This is a genomic window from Micromonospora orduensis (genome assembly GCF_006228125.1).
GTDB classification, from domain to species: domain Bacteria; phylum Actinomycetota; class Actinomycetes; order Mycobacteriales; family Micromonosporaceae; genus Micromonospora; species Micromonospora orduensis.
Genome location: NZ_VDFY01000093.1, coordinates 1 through 21,496, shown reverse-complemented (window position 1 = coordinate 21,496; position 21,496 = coordinate 1). Strand labels below are relative to the sequence as shown.

The following is a 21,496-nucleotide window of genomic DNA, read 5'->3' as shown; positions in this document are numbered from 1 at the left end:
GATGACCGTTGCACTGATTGCCACCTCTCACAGCCCTCTGCTCGAACACGCCGACCTTGAGGCTGGGGTGGCAGCCGAGCTCGATCAGGCGTTCACGACCGCCCGGCGCTTCGCGGAGGACTTCGACCCGGAGCTTGTGATCAGTTTCGGGCCGGACCACTACAACGGCTTCTTCTACAACCTGATGCCGCCGTTCTGCATCGGCTATGCGGCGAGCAGCGTCGGCGACTACGGCACCCAACGGGGCCCCCTCAACGTGCCAGAGGAGATCGCACGAGGGATCGCCGAGGCCGCCATGTCGGCAGGCATCGACCTCGCGGTCTCCCTTCAAATGGAGCTCGACCACGGCGCGGTCCAGCCTATGGAGATCCTCTTCGGCGACATCGCCGCCCGCCCCGTGGTGCCGATCTTCCTCAACTCAGTCGCACCACCCTTCACCCCGCTCCAGCGAGTCCGGCTTCTCGGCGAAGCAGTCGGCCGCCATGTCGCCCAACTGGAGATGAGGACCCTGCTCATCGCCTCTGGCGGTCTCTCCCACGACCCGCCCGTCGCTCGACTGGCAACTGCCACGCCTGAGCAGCGCCGGGTCCTGCTGGGTCACCATCTGCCCGCGACTCCGGGCTGGCGGAAGGAACGAGAGCAGCGCGTCGTCGAGACCGCCAGGGCCTTCGCAGCAGGCACCGCCGATATCCAGGACCTCGCCCCCGATTGGGACCGCGCCCTCATGGCCACCCTCGCCTCGGGTGACCTGACCAGCCTGGATGCGTGGACGCCAGAGGAGATGGCCAGGATCGCCGGGAACTCCTCACACGAGGTGCGGTCCTGGATCGCGGCCTATGCCGCACTAGGATCCTGTGGCGCTTACAGCGTTCAGTACAGCTACTACCGACCGATCCGTGAGCTGATTGCGGGATTCGGCCTGACCACTGTGACCCTCGACTGAGCACGACCGACGAGACTCGTCGACATGGTTGGCTTGTGCCCAGCGCCAGCACCTGAGATTGGGAACCGCGATGAGCATAGCCACCGAATCGGGAAGAACAGACGTCCCGTTGGGACGTCTGCTCTTCGACCGCCTGCGAGAACAGCTCGTCGAGGGCACGTACCCACCCGGCTCCCGCGTGCCGATCGATGCAATCAAGGAAGAGTTCGGGGTCAGCAAACAACCCGTCATGGAGGCGCTGCGACGACTCGCCACGATGGGACTCGTGGAGATCGTGCCCCAGAGCGGCTGTGTTGTCCGGCAGTACACCCAGCAGGAGGCGCGCGACTTCTTCGGCGTCTTCGGCTCGTTCGAGGGTGATATCGCAGCAGCAGCGGCCCGTCGACACACCCCAGAGGAACTCGTAGAGCTCGACCACGCGTTCGAGCTGCTACATCAAGCGGAACACACCCCCGAGGTCGCCCAACGCAGTCGCGACTACTTCCAGTACAACGCCGGCTTCCACCGGGTCATCCACCGGATGGCACGTTCGCCGCTCATAGCCGACCTCAGCCAGCGCATGTGGGTACTGTCAGACTTCCTGATGTACGGCTTCGCCGGCGCCGCACCCATCGCTGGCGCCGTCGATGCCCGAAATCACGACCACGACTTGATACGAACCGCAATCCGGGATCGCAACGACACCGTCGCCAGAGCCGCCATGGACCACCACATCCGATCCATCACCCGGCTCTTCGCCGACTGATCGTAGTTACTATCGGAGTTGGTGCCTGTCGCCGACATCGCGCACCGGCTATCGCCGATGCAACCCCTAGATGATCGACTCCAAGGGTTGCGGGATAGCAAGCAGACGCGAGGGCGTCCCATGACCGGCGTTGGTCGGCGGTCAGAAAGCCGGGCGCTATGCGGAGTCGGGCATCCTCGCTTCACCATCGACCAGGCCGCCCACGTGGGCACGTGGTAAACCGCCCGCGCGCGGACCCGTCAGCCGCGCCACCCGCAACGACCTCGGCCAGCAGGTCCTCCGCGCCGGCGACTTCCTCGACTGGACCCAGCAGCAGAAGCTGACCCTCGCCACGCTGCGGCAGAACGACCTCGACCGCTGGCTCGTCGACCACCGCCCGGACCGTCGTGCAGCGGTGACTCGGGACCGAATGTCTGAGCGCAGGTCGAACACCCCCGGCCCACATGAAGACCTTCAAGATCCACCGGGCGGTACGGATACCCGTCGGGACACGTCGCGGTCGCCACCGCCCTGGCGCTCGTCGCCGCGCGGGCCGGCGGCCCCCGTTGGCGCCGCGCGGCCTGGACGGTGATCGGGCTGGTCGCCGTCGCACGGATCCACGTCGGCGCGCACCTGCCGGTCGACGTGGTCGGGGGCTTCCTCGTCGGCTGGCTCGCGGTGTGCCTGACCCGGCTCCTGGTCGGTGAGGTCGGGCCGCAAAGGTCGGTGCCCGCCCTACGGGCGGCGCTGCGGCGGCGCGGGTTCGAGGTGGCACGGTTGGCGCCGATCCACGGCGACGCCCGCGGGTCGCAGCCCTGGCAGGCGGTCATCACCGACGGGCGGCGGCTGTTCGTCAAGGTGACCGGCGGCGAGCAACGCGACACGGACTGGTTCTACAAGCTCTACCGGCGGAATGCGCTGCCGGCACGTGGCCGACGCGCCGCCCTACCTGAGCGCCCGCCAGCAGAGCGAACACGAGACGTGCCTGACCCTGCTGGCCGAGCGCGCCGGCGTCCGGATACCGGCCGTTGTCACGACCGCCGCCATGCCCGGCGGCGAGCGCCGTCCTGGTGCAGGAGTTCATCGACGCCGCCCCACTGCACGCCGTCGTCGGGCCGGTCCCGCTCGCCGCCGTGCGCGACGCCTGGGAACAGGTGGCGCGCCTGCACCGGGCGGGCATCGCACACCGCGACCTGCGCGCCGCGAACGTGCTCGTCGGCCGCGACTGCGCCTACCTGGTGGACCTGGGCTTCGGCGCCGACGACGCCTCGGCCGAGCAGCAGGCCCGCGACGTCGTCGAGCTGATGGTCGCCCTGTCCACCCGGGTCGACCCGGCCAGCGTGGTCGCCGCCGCGGCCGACCGCCTGGGCGTCGAGGCGGTCGCGGACGGCCTGCCGTTCCTGCAACCTGCGGTGCTGTCCCGCGCCGGCCGGGCAGCCCTGCGCGGCCATCCCGGCATGCTGACCTGCCTACGGCCAGGAGATCCTGCGGCGCAACCCCGACCGTGACCGCCCGGCGGCAAAGGTGGTCCGGATCAGCCGCCGCACGGTCCTGGAACTGCTGTTCCTGGGGTTGATCGTGCACCTGCTGCTCCCCCAGCTCGGCGAGATACGCACCGCCGTGCGCCTGATCATGCTCGCCAACCCGATCGCGGTCACCGCGACGCTGCTCGGCTCCGCCCTGACCTACCTGCTCAGCGGCCTCGTGCTCCGGCTGGCCGCAGCCGACCGGGTCCCGCTGGGCGAGGCCACCCTGGTACAGGTCGCCGCGTCGTTCGCCAACCGGCTGGCCCCCGGCAGCCTCGGCGGCGCCGCACTCAGCCTGCGGTACCTGCATCAGAAGGGACTCGTCGCCGCCGACGCGGGCACCGCCGTGGCCGTCTCCCGCACCGCCGGCGTGTTCTCGGTGGTGCTGCTCCTGCCGGTGCTGCTGCCGTTCGCCCGACAGCCGGCCCGTATCCTCACCCACGATGCGACCAGGGCGTTGCCGCTACTGCTGGGCGTCCTGGCCGTGCTGCTCGTCCTCGCCGCGGTGCTCGCCGTACCCCGGGTCCGCCGGCGCGGACGCGCGGCGGCCAGCCAGGTCGTGACCGCACTGCGCGAACTGCGCCACCAGCACAGGCTGCGGTGGCTCGTCGTCGCGTCGACGGCGCTCACCCTCACCTACGGCCTCTGTCTCTACCTCGGGCTGCTCGCCACCGGGCCGGTCCCGCTGGTGCACCTGCCCCCGGTGATCCTGGTCTGCCTCGTCGGCGAGGGTGTCGCATCCGCCGCACCCACTTCCGGCGGGCTCGGTGCCACCGAAGCCGCACTCGTCTCCGGCCTGCTGCTCTACGGGCTGCCGCTGGACACCGCGGTACCCCCGGACTATTTGGCCTTCCGGGTCCTGACCCGCCGCCGGCTGCTGTGAACACCGGCGCGTGTCGGTCACCGCGGCGTTCGTGATCCGGGGCGGGGGCCATCGGACGGGTTCGCGGTGGCAGCCGGTCCCGCGACGGGGTCCGCCGGGCGTGCGCCGGCGTGCCCCCGGTACAGATCGTCGATGTCCGCGGCGAAATGCACGGCCACCACGGCGCGTATCACCTTGAGCGTCGGGGTCAGCTCACCGTCGACCTCGGTGAGCTCACGGGGCAGGATGCGAAACGTCTTGACCTGCTCGGCCCGGGACAGGCCGTGGTTGACGCGGTCCACCGCGAGCCGGACCTCGGCGCGCAGACGCGGATCATCACGCGGTTCGTCCACGGTCCCCTCGCGTGCCCCGCCACCGCTGCCAGGCGGTGAAATCGACGGCCACCAACGCGGCCACGTAGGGGCGGCCGTCACCGACGAGCACGCACTGGCTGACCAGCGGATGGGCGCGGACGGCCTCCTCGATCGGGGCGGGAGCGACATGCTTACCCGCCGCCGTCACGATGAGATCCTTCTTGCGGCCGCTGACGTGCAGGAACCCGTCGGTGTCGAGTGGCCGAGGTCTCCGGTGCGCAGCCAACCGTCGTCGGTGAACGCGTTGCGGGTGGCGTCCGGGTTGTTCCAGTAGCCGCCGAACACCATCGGGCCGTGAGCCTGGATCTCGCCGTCGGCGGCCACCCGAATCCGCGCGTCGGGCAGCGGCGGCCCGACGGTGCCGATACGCTGCCGGTCGGGTCGGTTGACGGTCAACGCCGGTGACGTCTCGGTCAGGCCGTAGCCCTCCAGCACGCGCACGTCGGCACCACGGAAGAAGTGGCTCAACCGCTCGTCCATCGGCGCGCCGCCGACGATGACCGTGCGGCATCGCCCACCCAGGCTGTCACGCAGCGCGCGGTAGGCCACCCTGTCGCAGGCGCCGTGCGCCAGCCGCAGCCACACCCGGCCCGCCGCGGTCGTCGAGGGCACGACTGTAGCGCTCCGCGACCTGCTCGGCGACGCTCCACAACCACCCGCCAACATGTGGTAACGCGGAGAAGGCGAGTGCGCACGGGAACGGCGAGCCGCCCGGCGACCGGGGGCAGCCGACCGGCGGCACGATCATCGCGACGACGCCAGGCCCATTGCGGCGGTGGCGATCCGGCCCGCAATGCGGCGGGCGTACCGGTCGACGGCGCGGCCGAGCAGCTCCAGCGAGCCGCCGTCGCGGACCAGCATGCCGCGGCGGGCCACCCGGGACGACCCGGAGACGATTGCGATCGGGGTGGCCAGCAGCCGCAGACAGGGGGTGGCCACCACGAGGACCGCCACCGCGCGGATGAGCTGCCCGCTGAGCAGCCAGGCCGCGCCGGCCAGCAGCTTGTATTCATGTGGCGCGAGTTCGCCCGCCGTCTTGCCCTCGCGCTTATGGAACCGGGTTCAGGGACACCGCGGTGATCTTGTATTCGGGGCAGCCGGTTTCGGTGTCGGTGGCGTCGGAGGTGAGGGCGTTGGTGGGGGTGTCGGGGAAGTTGAAGGCGGTGAACATCTCGCCGGGTGCGATCGAGTCGGTCAGGTGGACGGGGAAGGTGACGGTTGCCCGTCGGCTGCTCACTTCGACAAGGTCGCCGTCGGTCAGTCCGAGCCGGGCGGCGTCGTCTGGGTGCAGGTCGAGGACCTCGTGTGGGTGGAGTTGTTGGTTGGGGGTCCGGCGGCTCATCGAGCCGCTGTTGTAGTGCGCCAGCCGACGTCCCGTGATCAGGACGTACGGGAAGCTGGTGTCTGGTTGCTCTCCGGGCGGCAGGTACGGGCGGGCGGCCAGCGCGGCTCGGCCATCGGGGGTGGCGAACGAGTCAAGGTAGAGGCGTCCCTCGCCGGGTTGGTTCGTGCTGCGGCAGGGCCAGTGCAGTGGGCCGTCGCGGTCGAGCCGGGCGTGGGAGATGCCGGCGAAGGTGGGGGTCAGCGCGGCGCATTCGGCCATCGCGCCGTCGGGGGTAGGGCAGCCGAGTTCGGCGCCCATTGCGCGGGCGAGCAGGTGCAGGATATCGAAGTCGCTGCGGGCCTGTCCGGGTGGGTCCAGTGCGGGACGGACCCGCTGGATGCGGCGGTCGAAGTTGACGAATGTGCCGTCTTTCTCGAGGAAGGGCACCGCCGGGAACACCACGTCGGCGTGTTCGGCGGTGGTGGAGAGGAACAGGTCGTGGTTAATGACGAGGTCGCAGGCGGCCAGTGCCCGGCGCACGTTGCCGCTGTCGGGGTCGGTCTGTGCGATGTCCTCGCCGATGACATACATCGCCCGCACTCGCCCGGCGATTGCTGAGGCGAACATGTCCAGGATGCGCAGCCCGGGCCTGGCAGGCACCTCGGCCTGCCAGGCCCGGTTGAACCGCGCGCGGACGTCAGGGTCGCTAACGTGCTGGTAGCCGGGGAGCATGTCCGGCAGAGCCCCCATGTCCGAGGCGCCTTGTACGTTGTTTTGCCCGCGCATGGACAGCACACCGCAGCAGCCGGGAGTGCCCACCGCGCCTTTGAGGATGGCGAGGTTGGACAGGGTGCGTACGCCGTCGGTGCCGTGGGCGTGCTCAGTGATGCCGAGGCCGTAGACGATCGCCGGGCGATGCGCTGTCCCGTAGAGGCGGGCCGCCGCGACCAGCGTCTCCGGTGCGACGCCGGCGAGCCGTGCCGCGTGGTCGGGTGGATAGTCGGCCAGCAGCGTGGTGAGTTCGTCGAGGCCGCTGGCGCGGGTGTGGAGGAACTCTTCGTCGGCGTATCCCTGGTCGAGTAGCACCCGGGCGATGCCGTTAAAGACGGCGACGTTGGATCCTGGCCTGGCCTGGATGTGCACGTCGGCCATTTCGGCGAGGTCGATGCGGCGGGGGTCGATGACGATGAGCCGTGCGCCACGTAGCACCAGCTGTTTGATCCGGGCTCCGATGACCGGATGGGCTTCCGTGGGGTTCGCGCCGGCGATCAGAATGCAGTCGGTGTGGTCGAGGTCGTCGACTGAGTTGGTGCCGCCGGCGTAGCCGAACGCGGCGGTGAGCCCGACCGCGGACGGGGCGTGGCATAGCCGGGAGCAGTTGTCGATGTTGTTTGTGCCGAGCACGGCGCGGGCGAACTTCTGGGCGAGGTAGTTCTCCTCATTGGTTGCCCGCGCGGAGGAGATCATGCCGATGGCGTCGGGCCCGTGGCGGTCGCGGATGGTCGCCAGCCGGGTCGCGGCGACGGTGAGGGCCTCCTGCCAGGACGCCGGCCGTAGCGGCGAGTCCCGGCCGCCGTCGCGGACCAGTGGGGTGGTCAGCCGGTCCCGGGATCGGCTGAACGCGTGCGCGAAGCGGCCTTTGACGCAGGCGTGGCCGCGGTTGACCGGTGCCCCGTGCACCGGGGTGATTGCGGCGACGGACCCGTCGCGAGCGTGCACCCGCAGAGTGCAGCCGACGCCGCAGTACCCGCAGGTGGTGATGGCCGTTCGGTTGACCGGGCGCGGGTCGGCCAGCCCCGGTTCGGTCAGCGCCCCGCTCGGACAGGTGTCGACGCAGCCGCCGCAGGCCACGCATGGGGACGACACCCACGGCCCGCCCGTACCGGCCACGACGACGGTGTCGAACCCGCGTCCAGCTAGGGAGAGCGCGAATGTGCCCTGCACCTCCGCGCACATGCGGACGCACCGGTTGCAGGCGATGCACAGGTCCCGGTCGAGTTTCACGTACGGGTGGGAGTGGTCGACGCCCGCGTTCCGGGTCGCCCCGTGGAATCGGGTGGTGGTCAGGCCGACGTGCTGGCAGGCGCGTACCAGCTCGCTGCGTTCGGCGGGGATGTCGAGCGCCCGCTCGGGCAGCTGGGACACGAGGAGCTCCAGGGCGAGCCGTGCCGATCTGCGGGCGACCGAGTCGTCGGTGTGTATCTCCATCCCCTCGGCGGCGGGGGTGGTGCACGCGGGCATCACCTGCCCGCGTACGCCGACAAGGCAGACTCTGCACGATCCCTGCGGGGTGAGCCGCTCGTCGTAGCACAGGGTCGGCACCACCGCTCCGGCCGCCCGTACGGCGTCCAGCACGGTCACCCCCGCGGCCACCTCGACGCCGATGTTGTCTACGGACAACCTCATCTACTCACCCCCGTCAATGGTGGCGGCCGGCTGGTGCAGCTCGTCGAAGTACACCCGCAGCAGGCTGCGCACGGCGCCGGCCACCCCCCGCCCGAACGCGCAGAGGCTCGCCACATTCAAGACCTCGAGCAGAGGTTCGTGGTCGAGGAGCGCCGCTGCCGCGTGGCCGGGTTCCCCTAGCCGCTCGACCAGTTCGACACCCCGCCTGGTGCCGACCCGGCAGGGAGTGCAAGCTCCGCAGCTCTCCGCCGCCGCAAACGCCCAGGCATGCCGCAGGATCGCCGTAGCGGGCACGGTCGAGTCGACCGCTACGAGACTGGCGTGTCCCAACGCGGCCCCGGCCTCCGTAAGCGCTTTGGCCAGCAGCGGCAGGTCGAGCTGATCCGGGGTGAGAAAGCCGCCGAGCGGTCCCCCGACCTGCACCGCGCGCAACTGGTACGGCTCCCGCAGCCCGCCGCCGAGATCCTCCACGAGGTGCCGCAGCGGCACGCCGAACTCCACCTCGTACACGCCCGGTCGCCGGAAGCGCTGGCTCAGGCAGACCAGCTTGGTGCCGGTTTCGTCCGGGTGGCCCAGCCGGGCGTAGGCCGTCCCACCATGCCGCACGATCCATGGCACCGCCGCCAGCGTCTCCACGTTGTTGACCGCGGTCGGTCGACCGAGGAAGCCGTGACTGGTCGGGTACGGAGGACGCGCCCGCACCGCCGCCCGCAAGCCGGCCAGGGCGTGCAGCAACGCCGTCTCCTCCCCCGCGACGTACGAGCCGGCGCCCACCACGATCTCCACGTCGAAGTCGACCGGCGATCCGTGCACCCCCTTTCCCAGGTGACCGGCCTCCCGCGCCTGCGTTACCGCGACACGCAGCCGGTCGGCCGCCGTCGGATACTCCGATCGCACGAGGATCAGCCCGTTCCGCGCGCCCACCGCGAAGCCGGCCAACGCCAGACCTTCCAGGATCCGGTGCGGGTCGTGCTCCATCAGCAGTCGATCGCCGTACGAACCGGGATCACCCTCGTCGGCGTTGCCCACCACGTACCGGGGTGCGGGCTCGCCGGCGGTCATCGACCACTTCTCCGCCACCGGGAAATCGGCTCCGCCCCGCCCACGTAAGCCCGACCTGGCAATCTCGTTCATGATCTTCTCGCGGGAACCGGCCGTCACCACGCCGGGCCACACCGCCCACGATTCCTCGCCACCGACCAGCCCGGCCAGCACCACCGGCCGCTCGACCATGCTCGCGTACGGTATCTGCGCCGCCTGCATCTTCAGCGGTTCCGCACAGCCGGGCCTCGTTCGTCGCTGCGCGGCGAGCGGGTCACCGAACAGTCCGCCCAGAACATCCCCCGTGGCTGGTAGCTCCCCATCGAGGAGGGCGGGTGAGTCGTAGCAGTAGCCCAGGCACCGAACGCCCTGCAGGGACGCCGACCCGTCCGCGGCGCACTCGCCCAGGCGTACGCCCAGTGCCCGCTCCAGGAGTGCGATGTGCTGGCCTTGGCTGCCCACAAAGCACGAGGTGCCCTCGCACACCCGGACGTGGCGTCGGCCCCGCCGGCCCTCGGCGAAGTCTGCGTAGTAGGTCGCCGAGCCGGTCACGGCCGCCACTGGCCAGCCGAACTCGCCAGCGGCCCGCGCCAGATCCTCGGCGTCGACCCGCCCGTCCTCGTCCTGCGCCTGCCGAAGCCGATCCAGCATCCGCGTGCCCGGCCGGCCCAGGCGCTCCTGCAACTCGACGAACGCCTCCCGCGGCTCACCCATCGCACCATCCCCCGCGCACCGCTGCCCCTTCCGCAAACGTACGTCCGCTTCGAGGTTGCTCGCGGTCGAATAGGAAACCTGTCGGGTTCAGCGATGGGGAACCGGTCATCGAGCGACCCGCCGGACTGATGAGACGCCCGCTCAGGGAACTGAAACGGCGTCCGTAGTACGCACAAGATCGGACGCTGCGCCCAGGAGGATGAGGCGTCCAGGCGACCGATATCTGATCCTTCACGGCTGCTCGTTCGCCCTACGTCGATCACCGCTAGCGGAGTCTCAATGCCTTCCGGTCCGGCGTAGTACTGCTCGACGTAGCTCGTCCGGTGCCCAGACGAGCAGCGGGAAGGCGATCAGGATGGCGAGCATGGCGGGGTCGGGCAGGGCGGTGCCGAAGATCGCCTGTAGCGGGGGCACAGTGACGATGGCGGCGGCGAACGCGAGTTCGAAAGCGATTCCCCACAGCAGGAGCCGATCGCTTGCCAGGCCGATGGAGCGTAGTGAGGCCCGGTCCGTTCTGGTCGGCGACGCGGTCGATCGGAATCAGCGTGCCGTCCAGGATCGCATAGGCGAGGGTGCGGATGCGCCGCATCGCGGTGTCCAGGTCGTCGGCGGATGTGCTGAGCAGGGTGATCGCTCCTTGGACGTAGCGCCAGGCGGTGGCGACCCTTGAAGCCGGCAGAGAGGCGAACGTGGGTGTCGCCGTTGCGGAGATGGGCCAGGGCGAGCAGGGCCTGCCGGCCGGGCTCCAGACGCCGCCACCGCGAGCGGCGCTGCTTGCGGTGGCTGCGGATGCGGTCGGCGAGGTGGTTCAGGTCCGGCTAGACAATGGGATCGTGGCGGGGTAGGAGAGCATGGTGAGGCTCCCGGCCGGAGCTTCGGGTCTTGGTCGATACTTGTCCTACCTGGAGCGTCGCATCCATCGCCCATCGGGCAGGTTGGCCGGACCCGTCGACCTGACAGAAGATCGAACAAGTTGGTCAACGGCCTTCGGTCGATGGATGAGCGCCGACCCTGAGGACTTCGAGTGCTGCGGCATGCATGGGGCCGCTGCGCGCGAATAGAGCTGGCCCGGGGGTGGGCTGTGCCTGCCCGTCGAGCCCGCTGTAGCGCCCGCCCGCCTCTTCAACGATGAGCGAGGTGGCTGCGTAGTCCCACACCTGTCCCCGAGCCTGGATGGCAAGGTCCAACTTCCCGCTCGCCACTAGCAGCGCGGCGTGGGTGCTCCACGGCACGGTCGATGTCATGACGCTCAGCGGCGCTATCATCTCGCGTTCAGCCGGGAGGAGCTCGTCGTCGGTGGGGATCACGCCGAGTCGACTTCCGCGCAGGGCCTCCCGCCTATCAACGTCGACGGTGATCCGTCGCTCGTCGGTCGCCGTCGGTCCGGAGAAGTCCGCTCGGAATGCTCCGCCGCCCCGCTGCGCCCACCAGATGCTCCCTTGAGCGGGTACCACTGCCACTCCGACGACGATCTCGCCAGCCTCTTCTAACGCGACGAGCACCAGCCACCGGTCGTCACCAGCGATGAACAGAGCGGTCCCGTCGATCGGGTCAACGATCCAACGGCGCCCGCCCCGACCGCTTTGCCCTCCCTCCTCGCCGAGGACGGCATCGTCGGGCCGCGCGTCGGCTAACACCTCTCGGATAGCCGCTTCGACAGCGCGATCAGCTTCCGTCACCACGCTGCCGTCCGACTTGAGCTCCCGAGGAAGCTGAGCGAGGGTTGCAAAGTACCGCAGACCCACTGCGGCGCCGGTCAGAGCAGCACGGCGAGCAAGCAATAGATCATTTTCCATGATCGCCATTATGCCTAGGGCGCGGCCACGCACGCAGGTAGCCAGCTGCGTGTGCACCGGCATCTCCAGGATCATCGCCGGCATCCGCAATCGCGGGCGTAGGTGTCGCCGCTGCGAGATCAGCCAGGGCGGCGCTGCTTGCGGTGGCTGCGAGTGCGCTCGGCCAGTGGTTCAGGGCCCGGCTGAACAACGGGATCGTGGCGGGGTAGGACAGCATGGCGAGGCTCCCGGCCGGGGCTTCGGGTCTTGTTGACCACTGTCCTACCTAAAGCATCGTATCCATCGCCCATCAGGCAGACACACCCGCTACGACCTGCAAGATCAGGTTGGAAAAGGCTCAGTCCATCGCCCCGTAGGCTTCTCGAAGCCGGTCAGTCACGTCGACTGCACCATCAAAGCCCGCACGGACCTGGCCTACGGTAACCCTGTGCCCGGCGACCCACGAGCTCTCCCGGGCAGCAGCCTTGACCTGGTCGACGGGAACCTCGACAGCCTGTTGGACCTCATAGGTGACGCTGTCCAGGATGACGAAGACGCAGGCATCAAAGTTCCAGCTGCGAATCGGCGAATAGACGGCAGTACGCCGGCTGCCTGGCTCGATCACTCGACATTTCACCTGCAGCAAGGTGCCGTCTGCTGCACGCACGTCCCAGCTCTTCTCAGACTGCGGCGCGAGATGACCTCGGTAGGCGTTGGCAACGACGGACTCAGCCAGATCGCCGGCAGGGGCGTTGCGCGACCTGACAACGCCGCGCCGGATCAGCTCGGTGAGAATCCGGGAGTAGAGCGTGAGCAGTTGCCGAATGCTCATCTCGTGAAGATCAGGGTTGGCAGCTGCTTGCACGGCGCGACGCTACACCCGTTCCCGTACGCAGGCCATCGGGTCACAGCCCGGCCATCGCCGTCTCGACCTTCTTTGCCAGCGACGGCTTCACCTTGCCCGACACCCGTACCAGCACCCGCCCCTGGTCCGCCCGGTAGTGGTACTCGGTGCCCAAAATCTGCATGCTCTTGAGCGTGTCCTGAATGAACTTGGACCGCCGGTCCGCATCCTCGGCGGTCGGCCAGGCCTCGATCACAAGCCCGCGGTCGATGTCGTACTTGTCGGCTTCGGTGTCACCCCCGGGGAGGTCGGCGGAGGCACGGGACGTGTAGCCGTTCGGGCGGCCGAGCAGGTCGTTGGGGTCGTTGTCCTCGTCTCCAACCCGGGTTCACGCACCGCGCGGCAGGGTCCCGCGTGCGCGACAGTACGCTGGCCTGGCCCTGCCTGGCACCGGCAGGCGGAGTGGAACTGTCTGTTCAACAAGGCAGGTGGCATGAAATCGCGACGCGTAAACCTCACCTCCGGCGGGCTGACGTCGGACCTGCGCCCTCCCCGCGATCCTCTTGGCGATCCGTCCTCTCGCAGGCCGCTGCCAAACAGAGAGAACGCCGTTCGGAACCGCTTGAACGTTGACCTGACGAATCTCGTCGCTGCGATGCGCGCCGGGCGAGAGTCAGCCGCGTGGGAGCTGTTGCGCGAGGCGCGAGCTCTAGTTGCCCGGCTTCCGCGAAACTCGTGCGAAGTTGAACGCCGCAAGATCAACGCGGCCGCCCTTCTGCTTCGCTCCCCCGCCTGGCGCCAGGAAGCTGCTGCTACAAGACACGGCAAGAGGTAGAAGGCCAACTACAAGGCGTTGTAATCGCTGACACTTGGTGCGCGTTTGGGATCAGGTTTGGTCGGGCGTGTCGCACAGGGGGTCCGATCGATAAAGGCGGCTCGATCGATGGGCGAGCATGGATCGAGTGCGGCGCTATCCGTCTGACCTCACCGACGCCGAGTGGGAGATCATCGAGCCGAGCTGCCCGCTGACCGTCGCCGCACTCCGCCAAGCCGCCGGTGCCGGATTCGACGCGCACACCTGGCGGCTGGGCGGGCCCTCGACACGTTCCTGGACCGCCAGGGGCACTGGCAGGACCTGGTCGAGACCTGCCGGGCGGCCCTGCGCGCCGCCGAGCGTCTCGGCGACCCGGTCGCGCGGGCAGTCGCGCACCGCTTCCTCGCCGGCGCCCACACCGTGGTCAACCAGTACACCGACGCGCTGGGCCACCCCGAGAGGGCCCTCGACCTGTACGTCCGCGCTGGGGACACCGAGGGCGAGGCGCGTACGCACCAGAACCTCGCCTCGCTGTGGGACCGGCAGGGTGAGCCGCGAAAGGCCCTTGAGCACTCGAAGCGGACCCTCGTCCTGGCCCGGGCCGCCGGCCACCGCAGGGCCCAGGCCGACGCACTCAACGCGGTCGGCCGGTGCCATGCCCAGCTCGGCGAGCACCTCGCGGCGTTGGCGTACTGCGAGCAGGCGCTCGCACTCCTCCAGCAACTCGACGACCGCGCCGGCGGGGCCGCCACCTGGGACAGCCTCGGCTTCGCGCACCACCACCTCGGCCAGTACGGCCGGGCCGTGGAGTGCTACCAGCGCACGCTTGAGCTGACCCGCGATCTCGGCGACCGCTGGGGTGAGGCGGACACCCTCAGCCGGCTCGGCGACACCCGGCACGCGCTCGGCGACCCCACCTCCGGCCGGGCCGACTGGCAGCGGGCACTGGACATCCTCACGGCCCTCGACCACCCGGACGCCGCGGCCGTCCGCGCCAAACTCCAGCTCCCGTAATCGAACCGTCGACCAACAACCGCGCCCACCCGGTCGTACTTTGGGACGATCTGGAGTCGCACCACCGTTCGTACGATGAAACCCATGCACTCTCGCCTGCACGCGGTGTTGGCCGAGCCGCGGGTCTCCCCCACCCCGGCCCGGGTCTGGCGCGACTGGGCGTTGATCGTGGTCCTCGCTCCGGCGATCGTGGTGGAAGGAATCTTCCGGCCCGATCTGCCGTGGCGGGTGGGCTGCGTCGTCGTCGCGCTCGCGCTGCTGCCCACGATCCTGTGGCGGCGGACCCGGCCGCTGCCGATGGTGGTGATCGCGTTCGGCTGCACGACGGTCGCCCCGTACGTGCTGCCCGGTGATCCCTGCCAGCTGTTCACGGCGAGCTTCCTGGTCCTGCTGACCTACGCGCTGTTCCGCTGGGGCTCCGGCCGGGACGCCGTGCTCGGTTCGTTCTTCGTGGTGGCCAAGGTGATCGCCGCCGGCCTGGTCGGCTCGATCGACGGCGGCGAACTGGTCGCCGGCTTCGCGGTGATGTTCGCCGCCGCCACGCTGGGTGCCGCGATCCGCTTCCGCGCCGCCGCCCGACTGCGCGAGCTCGATCAGGTGAAGCTGTTGGAGCGGGAACGACTCGCCCGGGACCTGCACGACACGGTGGCCCACCACGTGTCGGCGATGGCGATCCGCGCCCAGGCCGGCATCGCCGCGTCGGCGAGCCAGCCGGGTGCCGCAGTCGAGGCGCTGCACACCATCGAGGCCGAGGCGTCCCGGGCGCTTGCCGAGATGCGCGCCATGGTCCGCGTCCTGCGCCGCGATCAGCCCGCCGACCTGGGGCCCAACCCGCAGGTCGCCGACATCGAACGGCTCGCCGGCCAGTTCCGCACCGGGCCGAGGATCGACGTGGATCTGCGCGGCGACCTCGGCGACCTGCCGCCCACGGTCGGCTCCGCGCTCTACCGGCTGGCCCAGGAGTCGGTCACCAACGCCCGTCGCCACGCGCGCCACGCCACCCGCATCGAGGTCAGCGTCGCGGCCGACGACACGTCGGTGCGGCTGCGGGTCAGCGACGACGGCGAGGCCGGTGCCGCCCGCCCGACCGGCTCGCCCGGTTTCGGCCTGGTGGGCATGATGGAGCGCGCCGACCTGCTCGGCGGCACCTGCGAGGCCGGCCCCAACCCCGACCGTGGGTGGACCGTCACGGCCGTGCTTCCGCGCGAGGGGGTCGGCGCGTGACGGTTCGCGTGCTGCTGGCGGACGACCAGGAGATCGTCCGCACCGGCCTCACCATCATCCTGAACACCCAGCCCGGCATCGAGGTCGTCGGTGGGGCCGGCGACGGCCGGCAGGCCGTCGAGCTCGCCCGTCGGCTCCGCCCCGACGTGTGTCTGTTCGACATCCGGATGCCGGGCATGGACGGCATCGAGGCGACCCGGGCGCTCGCCGGGCCGACGGTCCCGGAGCCGCTCGCGGTGGTCGTCATCACGACCTTCGACCTCGACGAGTACGTGTACGCGGCGCTGCGGGCCGGCGCCCGCGGCTTCCTGCTCAAGGAGGCCGGTCCCGACCTGCTCAGCCAGGCCGTGCACGCCGCCGCCAACGGGGACGCGCTGATCGCGCCGAGCGTCACCACGCGGCTGCTGAAGGCGTTCGCCGACGCGGATCCGGCCACGCCGCGCCAGCAGCCCATCGAGGCGCTCACCGACCGGGAGGAACAGGTCCTGGTCGCCGTCGCGCGGGGACGCACCAACCAGGAGATCGCCGACGAGCTGTACATCACGCTGAGCACTGTCAAGTCTCACGTCACCAGCCTGATGACCAAGCTGGGGGTGCGTAACCGGGTCGAGGTGGCGATGTGGGCGTACGAGACCAACCGCGGTCGGAGGCACTGGTGACCGGCGGAAGTACGACGACGGCGTCCGACCATGGGCCGACCCGGTCGCGGCCCATCTGCCGATGAGCGGGGGCGGGTGCGGCGTCCACCATCGGTGGCATGACGATGCGCGAGTGGCGGCTACCGGCCGCGTTGATCCTGCTGGGCCTGATACCGATGCTCGCCGGCGCGGGGCGGCTCACCGAGCTGGGCAGCGGACCGGAGGTCACCGCGGCGAACGCGCGCTTCGTCGCCGATCCGCTGCCGGTGGTGCTGCACATCGTCGGCGCGGTGGTGTACACGATCCTCGGCGCGTTCCAGTTCGTACCCCGTCTGCGCCGGCACGGCTGGCACCGGCGGGCCGGCCGGGTGCTCGTCCCCTGTGGGCTGACGGTCGCGTTCACCGGGCTGTGGATGGCCGTCGCGTACGACCTGCCGGCCCATGACAACGACGTGCTCGCCGGTATGCGGCTCGTCTTCGGCTCGGCCATGGCCGGCTCGATCCTGGTCGGTCTCGCCGCCGTGCTCCGCCGGGACATCGCCCGGCACCGCAGGTGGATGGTGCGCGGCTACGCGATCGGCCTCGGCGCCGGCACCCAGGCGTTCACCCACGCGCCGTACCTCATCGCGACCGGCGAGCAGCCCGACGGGAACCTCCGGGCCGGGCTGGTGGTCGCCGGCTGGTTGATCAACCTTGCGGTGGCCGAGTGGTACCTGCGCCGTCCGGCCCGGGTCGTCACCGCGCCGGCCCTCAAGCTGAGCTGAGCCCGTCGGCCGTCGGTGACCGGCTCAGGCCGCCCCGGATGTCCTCCTCGATCCGCTTCGCGGCGGCCAGCAGCGGCGGGAGCAGCTCTCGACGGATCATCTCGAAGGACCCCCGGCTGGCGTGCGCGGAGACGTTCACCGCGGCGATCACCGACCCGTTCTCGCCGTGGATCGGCGCGGCCACCGAACGCAGCCCCTCCTCCAACTCCTGGTCCACGATGGCGTACCCCTGGGCGGCGATCTTCGTCAGGACGGCGCGCAGCTTGGCCGGGTCGGTGACGGTGCGCCGGGTCAGCGGCCGCAACTGCGCGGCGGCGAGGTAGTCGTCCAGCCACTCCACCGGTTGCGCGGCGAGCAGCACCCGGCCCATGGAGGTGGCGTACGCGGGGAACCGGGTGCCGACGCTGATCCCCACCGTCATGATCCGCTTGGTGGGCACGCGGGCGACGTAGACCACCTCGTCACCGTCGAGCACCGACACCGAGCAGGACTCACGCACCTGCGCGACCAGCGCCTCCATGTGCCGTTGCGCGACCTCGGGCAGGCTCAGGCTGGACAGGTACGCGTAGCCGAGTTCGAGGATCCGGGCCCGCAGCGAGAAGAGCCGGCCGTCGGTGTGCACGTAGCCCAGCTCGACCAGGGTGAGCAGGAACCGGCGCGCCGCGGCCCGGGTCAGCCCGGTCCGTCTGGCCACCTCGCTGAGCGTGAGCTGCGGATGTTCGCCGTCGAACGCCCGGATCACCGCGAGGCCGCGCTCCAGCGACTGAACGAACTCCGGCGACCTCGTCGCCTCCTCGCTCACGCTCACCCGGCCTCCTGCCGCAGGGTCTCCCGGGCCACCTTGAACGCCCGGTTCGCCGCCGGTACGCCAGCGTAGACGCCGACCTGGAGCAGGACCTCCGCCACCTCCTCGGGGCTGAGCCCGTTGCGCAGCGCGGCCCGGACATGCATCGCCAACTCCTCGTCGTGGTGCAGGGTGGCGAGTACGGCGAGGGTGACGCAACTACGGGTCCGCCGGTCGAGGCCCGGCCGGCTCCACACCTCCCCCCAGGCGTAGCGGGTGATGAAGTCCTGGAAGTCGGCGGTGAACTGGTCCGTGCCGGCGATCGCCCGGTCCACGTGCGCGTCACCCAGCACCTGTCGACGTACCGTCATGCCCGCCTCGTGCCGCTCGCGGTCGTTCATCCGTCACCACGTCCCTCGTGGAAGTGTTCCAACAGGAGTCGGCACACCTGCTCGGGTCGCTCGACGTTGGCCAGGTGCGCCGCCGCGTCGACCACCGCCAGCCGGGCCCGTGGGATGTGTCCGACGATCTCGCGGGCGTGCTCCACCGGGGTGGCCGGGTCGTCCGCTCCCGCGATGACAAGCGTCGGCGCGGCGACCCGGCCGATGTCGGGTCGGAGGTCCATCGTGGCTATCGCCTCGCAGCAGGCGGCGTATCCCTCCGGCGAGGTCGCGGTCAGCATGGCGCGGTGGGTGGCGACCACCTCCGGCCGGGCGGCGGCGAAGGTCGGGGTGAACCAGCGGGCCACCACCGCGTCGGCGATCGCCGGCAGACCATCCGCCCGGACCGTCGCAGCTCGTGCCCGCCACTGCTCGGGTGGGCCGAGCGACGCCGACGTGCAGAGCAGCGCCAGCCGCCGCACCCGGTCGGGCGCGTAGGTGGCGAGCCACATGCCCACCATGCCCCCGAGGGACAGCCCCGCGTAGTGGACCCACGGCGCGTCGAGGTCGTCCAGCGTCCGCAGCAACTCCCGGCCCAGCAGTTCCAGCGTGTACGGCCCGGGCGGCACCGCCGAGCGGCCGTGGCCCAGGTGGTCGTACCGGATGACCCGGAACCGTTGGGCGAGCGCCGACACCTGGGGTTCCCACATCGCGGCGGCGGTGCCGAGGGAGCTGCCGAGCAGCAGCACCGGCGCGGCGGCCGGGCCGTCGACGGTGAGGTGCAACCGGGTTGTCATCCGCCCGCTTCCCGGACGGTGGCCAGGGCGCGGTCGACGAACCGGCCGGCCGAGCCGAGCCAGCGGTACGGCTCGAGCGCCTCGGCCAGCTCCGTGTCGGACAGGTGGGCGCGGACCTCGGGGTCGGCGAGCAGCGCGGCGCGGAACGAGGGTTCGGCGGCGGCGCGGGTCACCAGATCGTGGGCGACGCGACGGCCGACGGCGGGCGCCAGGCGCGCGGCGACCGCCTCGGCGAGCAGGAGGCCGTCGGTCGCGTCGAGGTTCTCCCGCATCCGCTCCGGGCGAACCTGGAGCCCGGTCAGCATCCGGGCGCACCGGGCGGTGGCGCCACCGGTCACGTGCAGCAGATCGAGCAGCGGCTCCCACTCGGCGTGCCAGCCGCCCGCGGCCCGCTCGTGCTCCTGCACCGCCGTGGCGAACAGGGTGGCGACGAGACCCGGACCGCGTCGTGCCGCGGCGGTGACGAGGATCGAGTCCACCGGGTTGCGCTTGTGCGGCATGGCCGAGGAGCCACCTCGTCCGGTGCCGCCCTCGGCGACCTCACCCACCTCGTTCTGGGCGAGCAGCCCGACGTCGAGCGCGATCTTGCCGGCGGCCACCAGGAGCCCACCGAGGGCGGCGGCCAGATCGAGCCAGGGTTGACGGCGGGTGTGCCAGGGCAGCGAGCTGGGCGGGAGGCCCAGGTGCGCCGCGAACCGCTCGGTGACCTCAGCACCGGCCGGGCCGAACGCGGCCAGGGTGCCGACCGCGCCACCGAGTTGCGCGGGCTGTGCGGCGCGGGCCTGACGCAGTCGGTCCCGGGCCTGGACCAGACCGGTCAACCAGCCCGCGGCCTTGAGCCCGAACGTGCTGGGTGCCGCCTGCTGCCCGAGTGTCCGGGCGACCATCACGGTGTCCCGGTTGGCGTCGGCCAGCCGGGCGGCGGCCTCCACGGCGACATCGAGGTGAGCCAGCAGCGGCCCGAGCGCCCGCACCGCCACCAGGACCAGCGCGGTGTCCAGCACATCCTGGCTGGTCGCTCCGGAATGCACCCAGGCTCGGGCATGCTCCGGCACGGCCGCGGTCAGCTCGCCCACGAGCGGGACGACCGGGTTGCCGGTGGCGTCGGCGGCCCGGCCGAGCGCCGCCGGGTCGTACCGCTCGGCGCGGCACTGCTCGGCGATCGCCTCGGCCGCCGGTACGGGCACGATGCCGGCGTCCGCCGTGGCCCGGGCGAGCGCGGCCTCCACGTCGAGCATCGCCTGGAGCACTGCCGGGTCGCTGAGTTGCGCGTCGACGTCCGGGGCGCCGGAGAGGCCGCCGAGCAGGCCGTCAGAGGGCGAAGAAGACGGTCTCATGGTCGCCCTGAAGGTGGATGTCGAACCGGAACCCGTCCGGGGCGGGACTGGCCAGCAGGGTGCCACGGCGGTCGGCGTCGACGCTGCGCAGCACGGGGTCGGCGGCGTTCGCCGTCGACTCGTCGGGGAAGTAGAGCCGGGTGACGAGGCGGTGCAGCAGCCCACGCCCGAAGACCGACAGGGTCAGGTGGGGGGCTTCGGTGCCGCCGTCCGGCTCGGGCAGCGCACCCGGCTTGACGGTCAGCAGCCGGTACCACCCCTGCCCGTCGGTCTCGCTCCGCCCGAATCCGCGAAAACCCGCGAGCGCGGGCGGCCGGGCACCCCGAGGGTCGTCCGGATGGTCGAACCGGCCCTCCGGGTCGGCCTGCCAGCTCTCCACCATCGCGTCGACCACAGGGGTCCCGGTGCCGTCGACAATCCGACCGCTGATCCAGAACGCGCCCGGCGTGCCCTCGGGCACCACGTACGGGCCGTCGGGCCAGCGCAGACCGATGTGCAGGTACGGCCCGACGGTCTGCGCGGGCATGACGCCCAACTGCTCACTCATCGTCGTCCTCGTCCTCGAAAGGAGTGCTCTCCCGGCCGCGCAACACGATGTCGAATTCGTACGCCAGCGCCCACTCCGGTGCGGTGCTGGCGTGGTCGTACCGGGCGATCATCCGTTCCCGGGCCTTCGGGTCGCGGACCGAGTTGAAGATCGGGTCCTGGAAGAAGAGCGGGTCGCCCGGGAAGTACATCTGCGTCACCAGCCGCTGGGTGAACGCGCGGCCGAAGAGGGAGAAGTGGATGTGCGCCGGCCGCCAGGCGTTGTCGTGGTTACGCCAGGGGTAGGCGCCGGGCTGCACGGTGATGAACCGGTAGCGCCCCTGGTCGTCGGTGAGCGCCCGGCCCACCCCCTCGAAGTGGGGGTCGAGCGGCGCCGGCCAGGTGTCCCGTGCGTCGCGGTACCGACCTGCGGCGTTGGCCTGCCAGATCTCGACAAGCGTGTGGGGTACCGGTCGGCCGTCACCGTCGCGGACCCGCCCGTGCACGATGATCCGCTGTCCCTGCGGCTCGCCGTCGTGCTGGCGGGTCAGGTCGTGGTCGAGCGCACCGAGCCGCCCCTCCCCCAGCAACGGCCCGGTGATCTCGGTCAGCCGCTGCGGCAGGTAGACCAGTGGGTGTCTCGGCGCCCGCGCCACTGTCGACTTGTAGCCGGGGCTGAGCAGGGG

Annotated in this window: 20 protein-coding genes and 4 pseudogenes; 9 read left to right on the top strand and 15 right to left on the bottom strand. The window is 70.9% G+C overall.

Annotated features, from left to right (window positions below; translation table 11 throughout):
- Position 1 precedes the first annotated feature (1 nt).
- The 5 genes and pseudogenes from FHG89_RS05050 (at position 2) to FHG89_RS33550 (ending at position 4,076) form a co-directional block, all read left to right on the top strand.
- The gene (locus FHG89_RS05050) at positions 2-943 is read left to right on the top strand and encodes a 3-carboxyethylcatechol 2,3-dioxygenase (RefSeq protein WP_139583155.1); all 942 of its coding nucleotides are present in this window, start codon (positions 2-4) and stop codon (positions 941-943) included.
- Positions 944-1,013: 70 nt separating this feature from the next.
- Complete coding sequence (locus FHG89_RS05045; protein ID WP_139583154.1) at positions 1,014-1,688, top strand: GntR family transcriptional regulator; 675 nt, start codon at positions 1,014-1,016, stop codon at positions 1,686-1,688.
- Between the two features lie 477 nt (positions 1,689-2,165).
- Positions 2,166-2,357, top strand: a pseudogene (locus FHG89_RS34400) (phosphatase PAP2 family protein); the annotation flags it as partial.
- 338 nt (positions 2,358-2,695) lie between these two features.
- Entirely contained in the window at positions 2,696-3,175 is a 480-nt protein-coding gene (locus tag FHG89_RS33555) for a BUD32 family EKC/KEOPS complex subunit (RefSeq protein ID WP_244295171.1), read from the top strand.
- A 16-nt stretch (positions 3,176-3,191) separates the two neighbouring features.
- A complete protein-coding gene (locus FHG89_RS33550) occupies positions 3,192-4,076 on the top strand; it encodes a lysylphosphatidylglycerol synthase domain-containing protein (RefSeq protein ID WP_244295170.1) in 885 nt (294 codons plus the stop codon).
- Between the two features lie 110 nt (positions 4,077-4,186).
- Here FHG89_RS33550 and FHG89_RS05035 read toward each other — a convergent pair.
- The 9 genes and pseudogenes from FHG89_RS05035 to FHG89_RS04995 all read right to left on the bottom strand — a co-directional run.
- Positions 4,187-5,087: pseudogene (locus FHG89_RS05035) on the bottom strand (AMP-dependent synthetase/ligase); the annotation flags it as partial.
- A gap of 125 nt (positions 5,088-5,212) precedes the next feature.
- Positions 5,213-5,431, bottom strand: a pseudogene (locus tag FHG89_RS05030) (heavy metal translocating P-type ATPase); the annotation flags it as partial.
- 46 nt (positions 5,432-5,477) lie between these two features.
- A complete protein-coding gene (gene fdhF / locus FHG89_RS05025; protein ID WP_139583153.1) occupies positions 5,478-8,159 on the bottom strand; it encodes a formate dehydrogenase subunit alpha in 2,682 nt (893 codons plus the stop codon).
- Positions 8,160-9,914, bottom strand: coding sequence for an NAD(P)H-dependent oxidoreductase subunit E (locus tag FHG89_RS05020; RefSeq protein ID WP_139583152.1), 1,755 nt, complete (start codon positions 9,912-9,914; stop codon positions 8,160-8,162). It abuts the gene before it with no gap.
- 276 nt (positions 9,915-10,190) lie between these two features.
- Complete coding sequence (locus FHG89_RS05015; RefSeq protein ID WP_244295175.1) at positions 10,191-10,376, bottom strand: cation transporting ATPase C-terminal domain-containing protein; 186 nt, start codon at positions 10,374-10,376, stop codon at positions 10,191-10,193.
- Positions 10,377-10,428: 52 nt separating this feature from the next.
- A pseudogene (locus tag FHG89_RS05010) lies at positions 10,429-10,767 on the bottom strand (IS5/IS1182 family transposase); the annotation flags it as partial.
- Positions 10,768-10,891: 124 nt separating this feature from the next.
- Positions 10,892-11,785, bottom strand: a complete 894-nt coding sequence (locus FHG89_RS05005; protein WP_244295168.1) for an inositol monophosphatase family protein — start codon at positions 11,783-11,785, stop codon at positions 10,892-10,894.
- 262 nt (positions 11,786-12,047) lie between these two features.
- Complete coding sequence (locus tag FHG89_RS05000; RefSeq protein WP_244295166.1) at positions 12,048-12,554, bottom strand: hypothetical protein; 507 nt, start codon at positions 12,552-12,554, stop codon at positions 12,048-12,050.
- 40 nt (positions 12,555-12,594) lie between these two features.
- Positions 12,595-12,789 (bottom strand): hypothetical protein, encoded by a 195-nt coding sequence (locus tag FHG89_RS04995; RefSeq protein ID WP_139583151.1) that lies wholly within the window; start codon positions 12,787-12,789, stop codon positions 12,595-12,597.
- Between the two features lie 741 nt (positions 12,790-13,530).
- Here FHG89_RS04995 and FHG89_RS04990 point away from each other — a divergent pair.
- From FHG89_RS04990 to FHG89_RS04975, 4 genes are all read left to right on the top strand, one after another.
- Complete coding sequence (locus tag FHG89_RS04990) at positions 13,531-14,361, top strand: tetratricopeptide repeat protein (protein ID WP_139583150.1); 831 nt, start codon at positions 13,531-13,533, stop codon at positions 14,359-14,361.
- An 84-nt stretch (positions 14,362-14,445) separates the two neighbouring features.
- Positions 14,446-15,585 carry a sensor histidine kinase gene (locus FHG89_RS04985; RefSeq protein WP_139583149.1) on the top strand — a complete coding sequence of 380 codons (1,140 nt, stop codon included), beginning with the start codon at positions 14,446-14,448 and terminating at the stop codon, positions 15,583-15,585.
- Entirely contained in the window at positions 15,582-16,244 is a 663-nt protein-coding gene (locus tag FHG89_RS04980; RefSeq protein WP_139583148.1) for a response regulator, read from the top strand. The genes FHG89_RS04985 and FHG89_RS04980 overlap by 4 nt, the downstream gene beginning before the upstream one ends.
- Positions 16,245-16,342: 98 nt before the next feature.
- Positions 16,343-16,987, top strand: a complete 645-nt coding sequence (locus FHG89_RS04975) for a DUF2306 domain-containing protein (RefSeq protein WP_139583147.1) — start codon at positions 16,343-16,345, stop codon at positions 16,985-16,987.
- On the opposite strand, the gene FHG89_RS04970 is transcribed toward FHG89_RS04975, so the two are convergent.
- From FHG89_RS04970 to pcaH, 6 genes are all read right to left on the bottom strand, one after another.
- Positions 16,974-17,795, bottom strand: coding sequence for an IclR family transcriptional regulator (locus FHG89_RS04970; protein WP_244295164.1), 822 nt, complete (start codon positions 17,793-17,795; stop codon positions 16,974-16,976). The genes FHG89_RS04975 and FHG89_RS04970 overlap by 14 nt on opposite strands.
- Complete coding sequence (gene pcaC, locus FHG89_RS04965; RefSeq protein ID WP_139583146.1) at positions 17,792-18,172, bottom strand: 4-carboxymuconolactone decarboxylase; 381 nt, start codon at positions 18,170-18,172, stop codon at positions 17,792-17,794. The genes FHG89_RS04970 and pcaC overlap by 4 nt, the downstream gene beginning before the upstream one ends.
- Positions 18,169-18,948, bottom strand: coding sequence for a 3-oxoadipate enol-lactonase (gene pcaD, locus FHG89_RS04960; RefSeq protein WP_139583145.1), 780 nt, complete (start codon positions 18,946-18,948; stop codon positions 18,169-18,171). Before pcaD ends, pcaC begins: the two co-directional genes overlap by 4 nt.
- Positions 18,945-20,285, bottom strand: coding sequence for a 3-carboxy-cis,cis-muconate cycloisomerase (gene pcaB / locus FHG89_RS04955; protein WP_139583144.1), 1,341 nt, complete (start codon positions 20,283-20,285; stop codon positions 18,945-18,947). Before pcaB ends, pcaD begins: the two co-directional genes overlap by 4 nt.
- Positions 20,260-20,832, bottom strand: a complete 573-nt coding sequence (pcaG, locus tag FHG89_RS04950) for a protocatechuate 3,4-dioxygenase subunit alpha (RefSeq protein ID WP_139583143.1) — start codon at positions 20,830-20,832, stop codon at positions 20,260-20,262. Before pcaG ends, pcaB begins: the two co-directional genes overlap by 26 nt.
- A partial coding sequence (gene pcaH / locus FHG89_RS04945; RefSeq protein WP_139583142.1) for a protocatechuate 3,4-dioxygenase subunit beta occupies positions 20,825-21,496 on the bottom strand: 672 nt, incomplete at its 5' end. The genes pcaH and pcaG, both read right to left, overlap by 8 nt.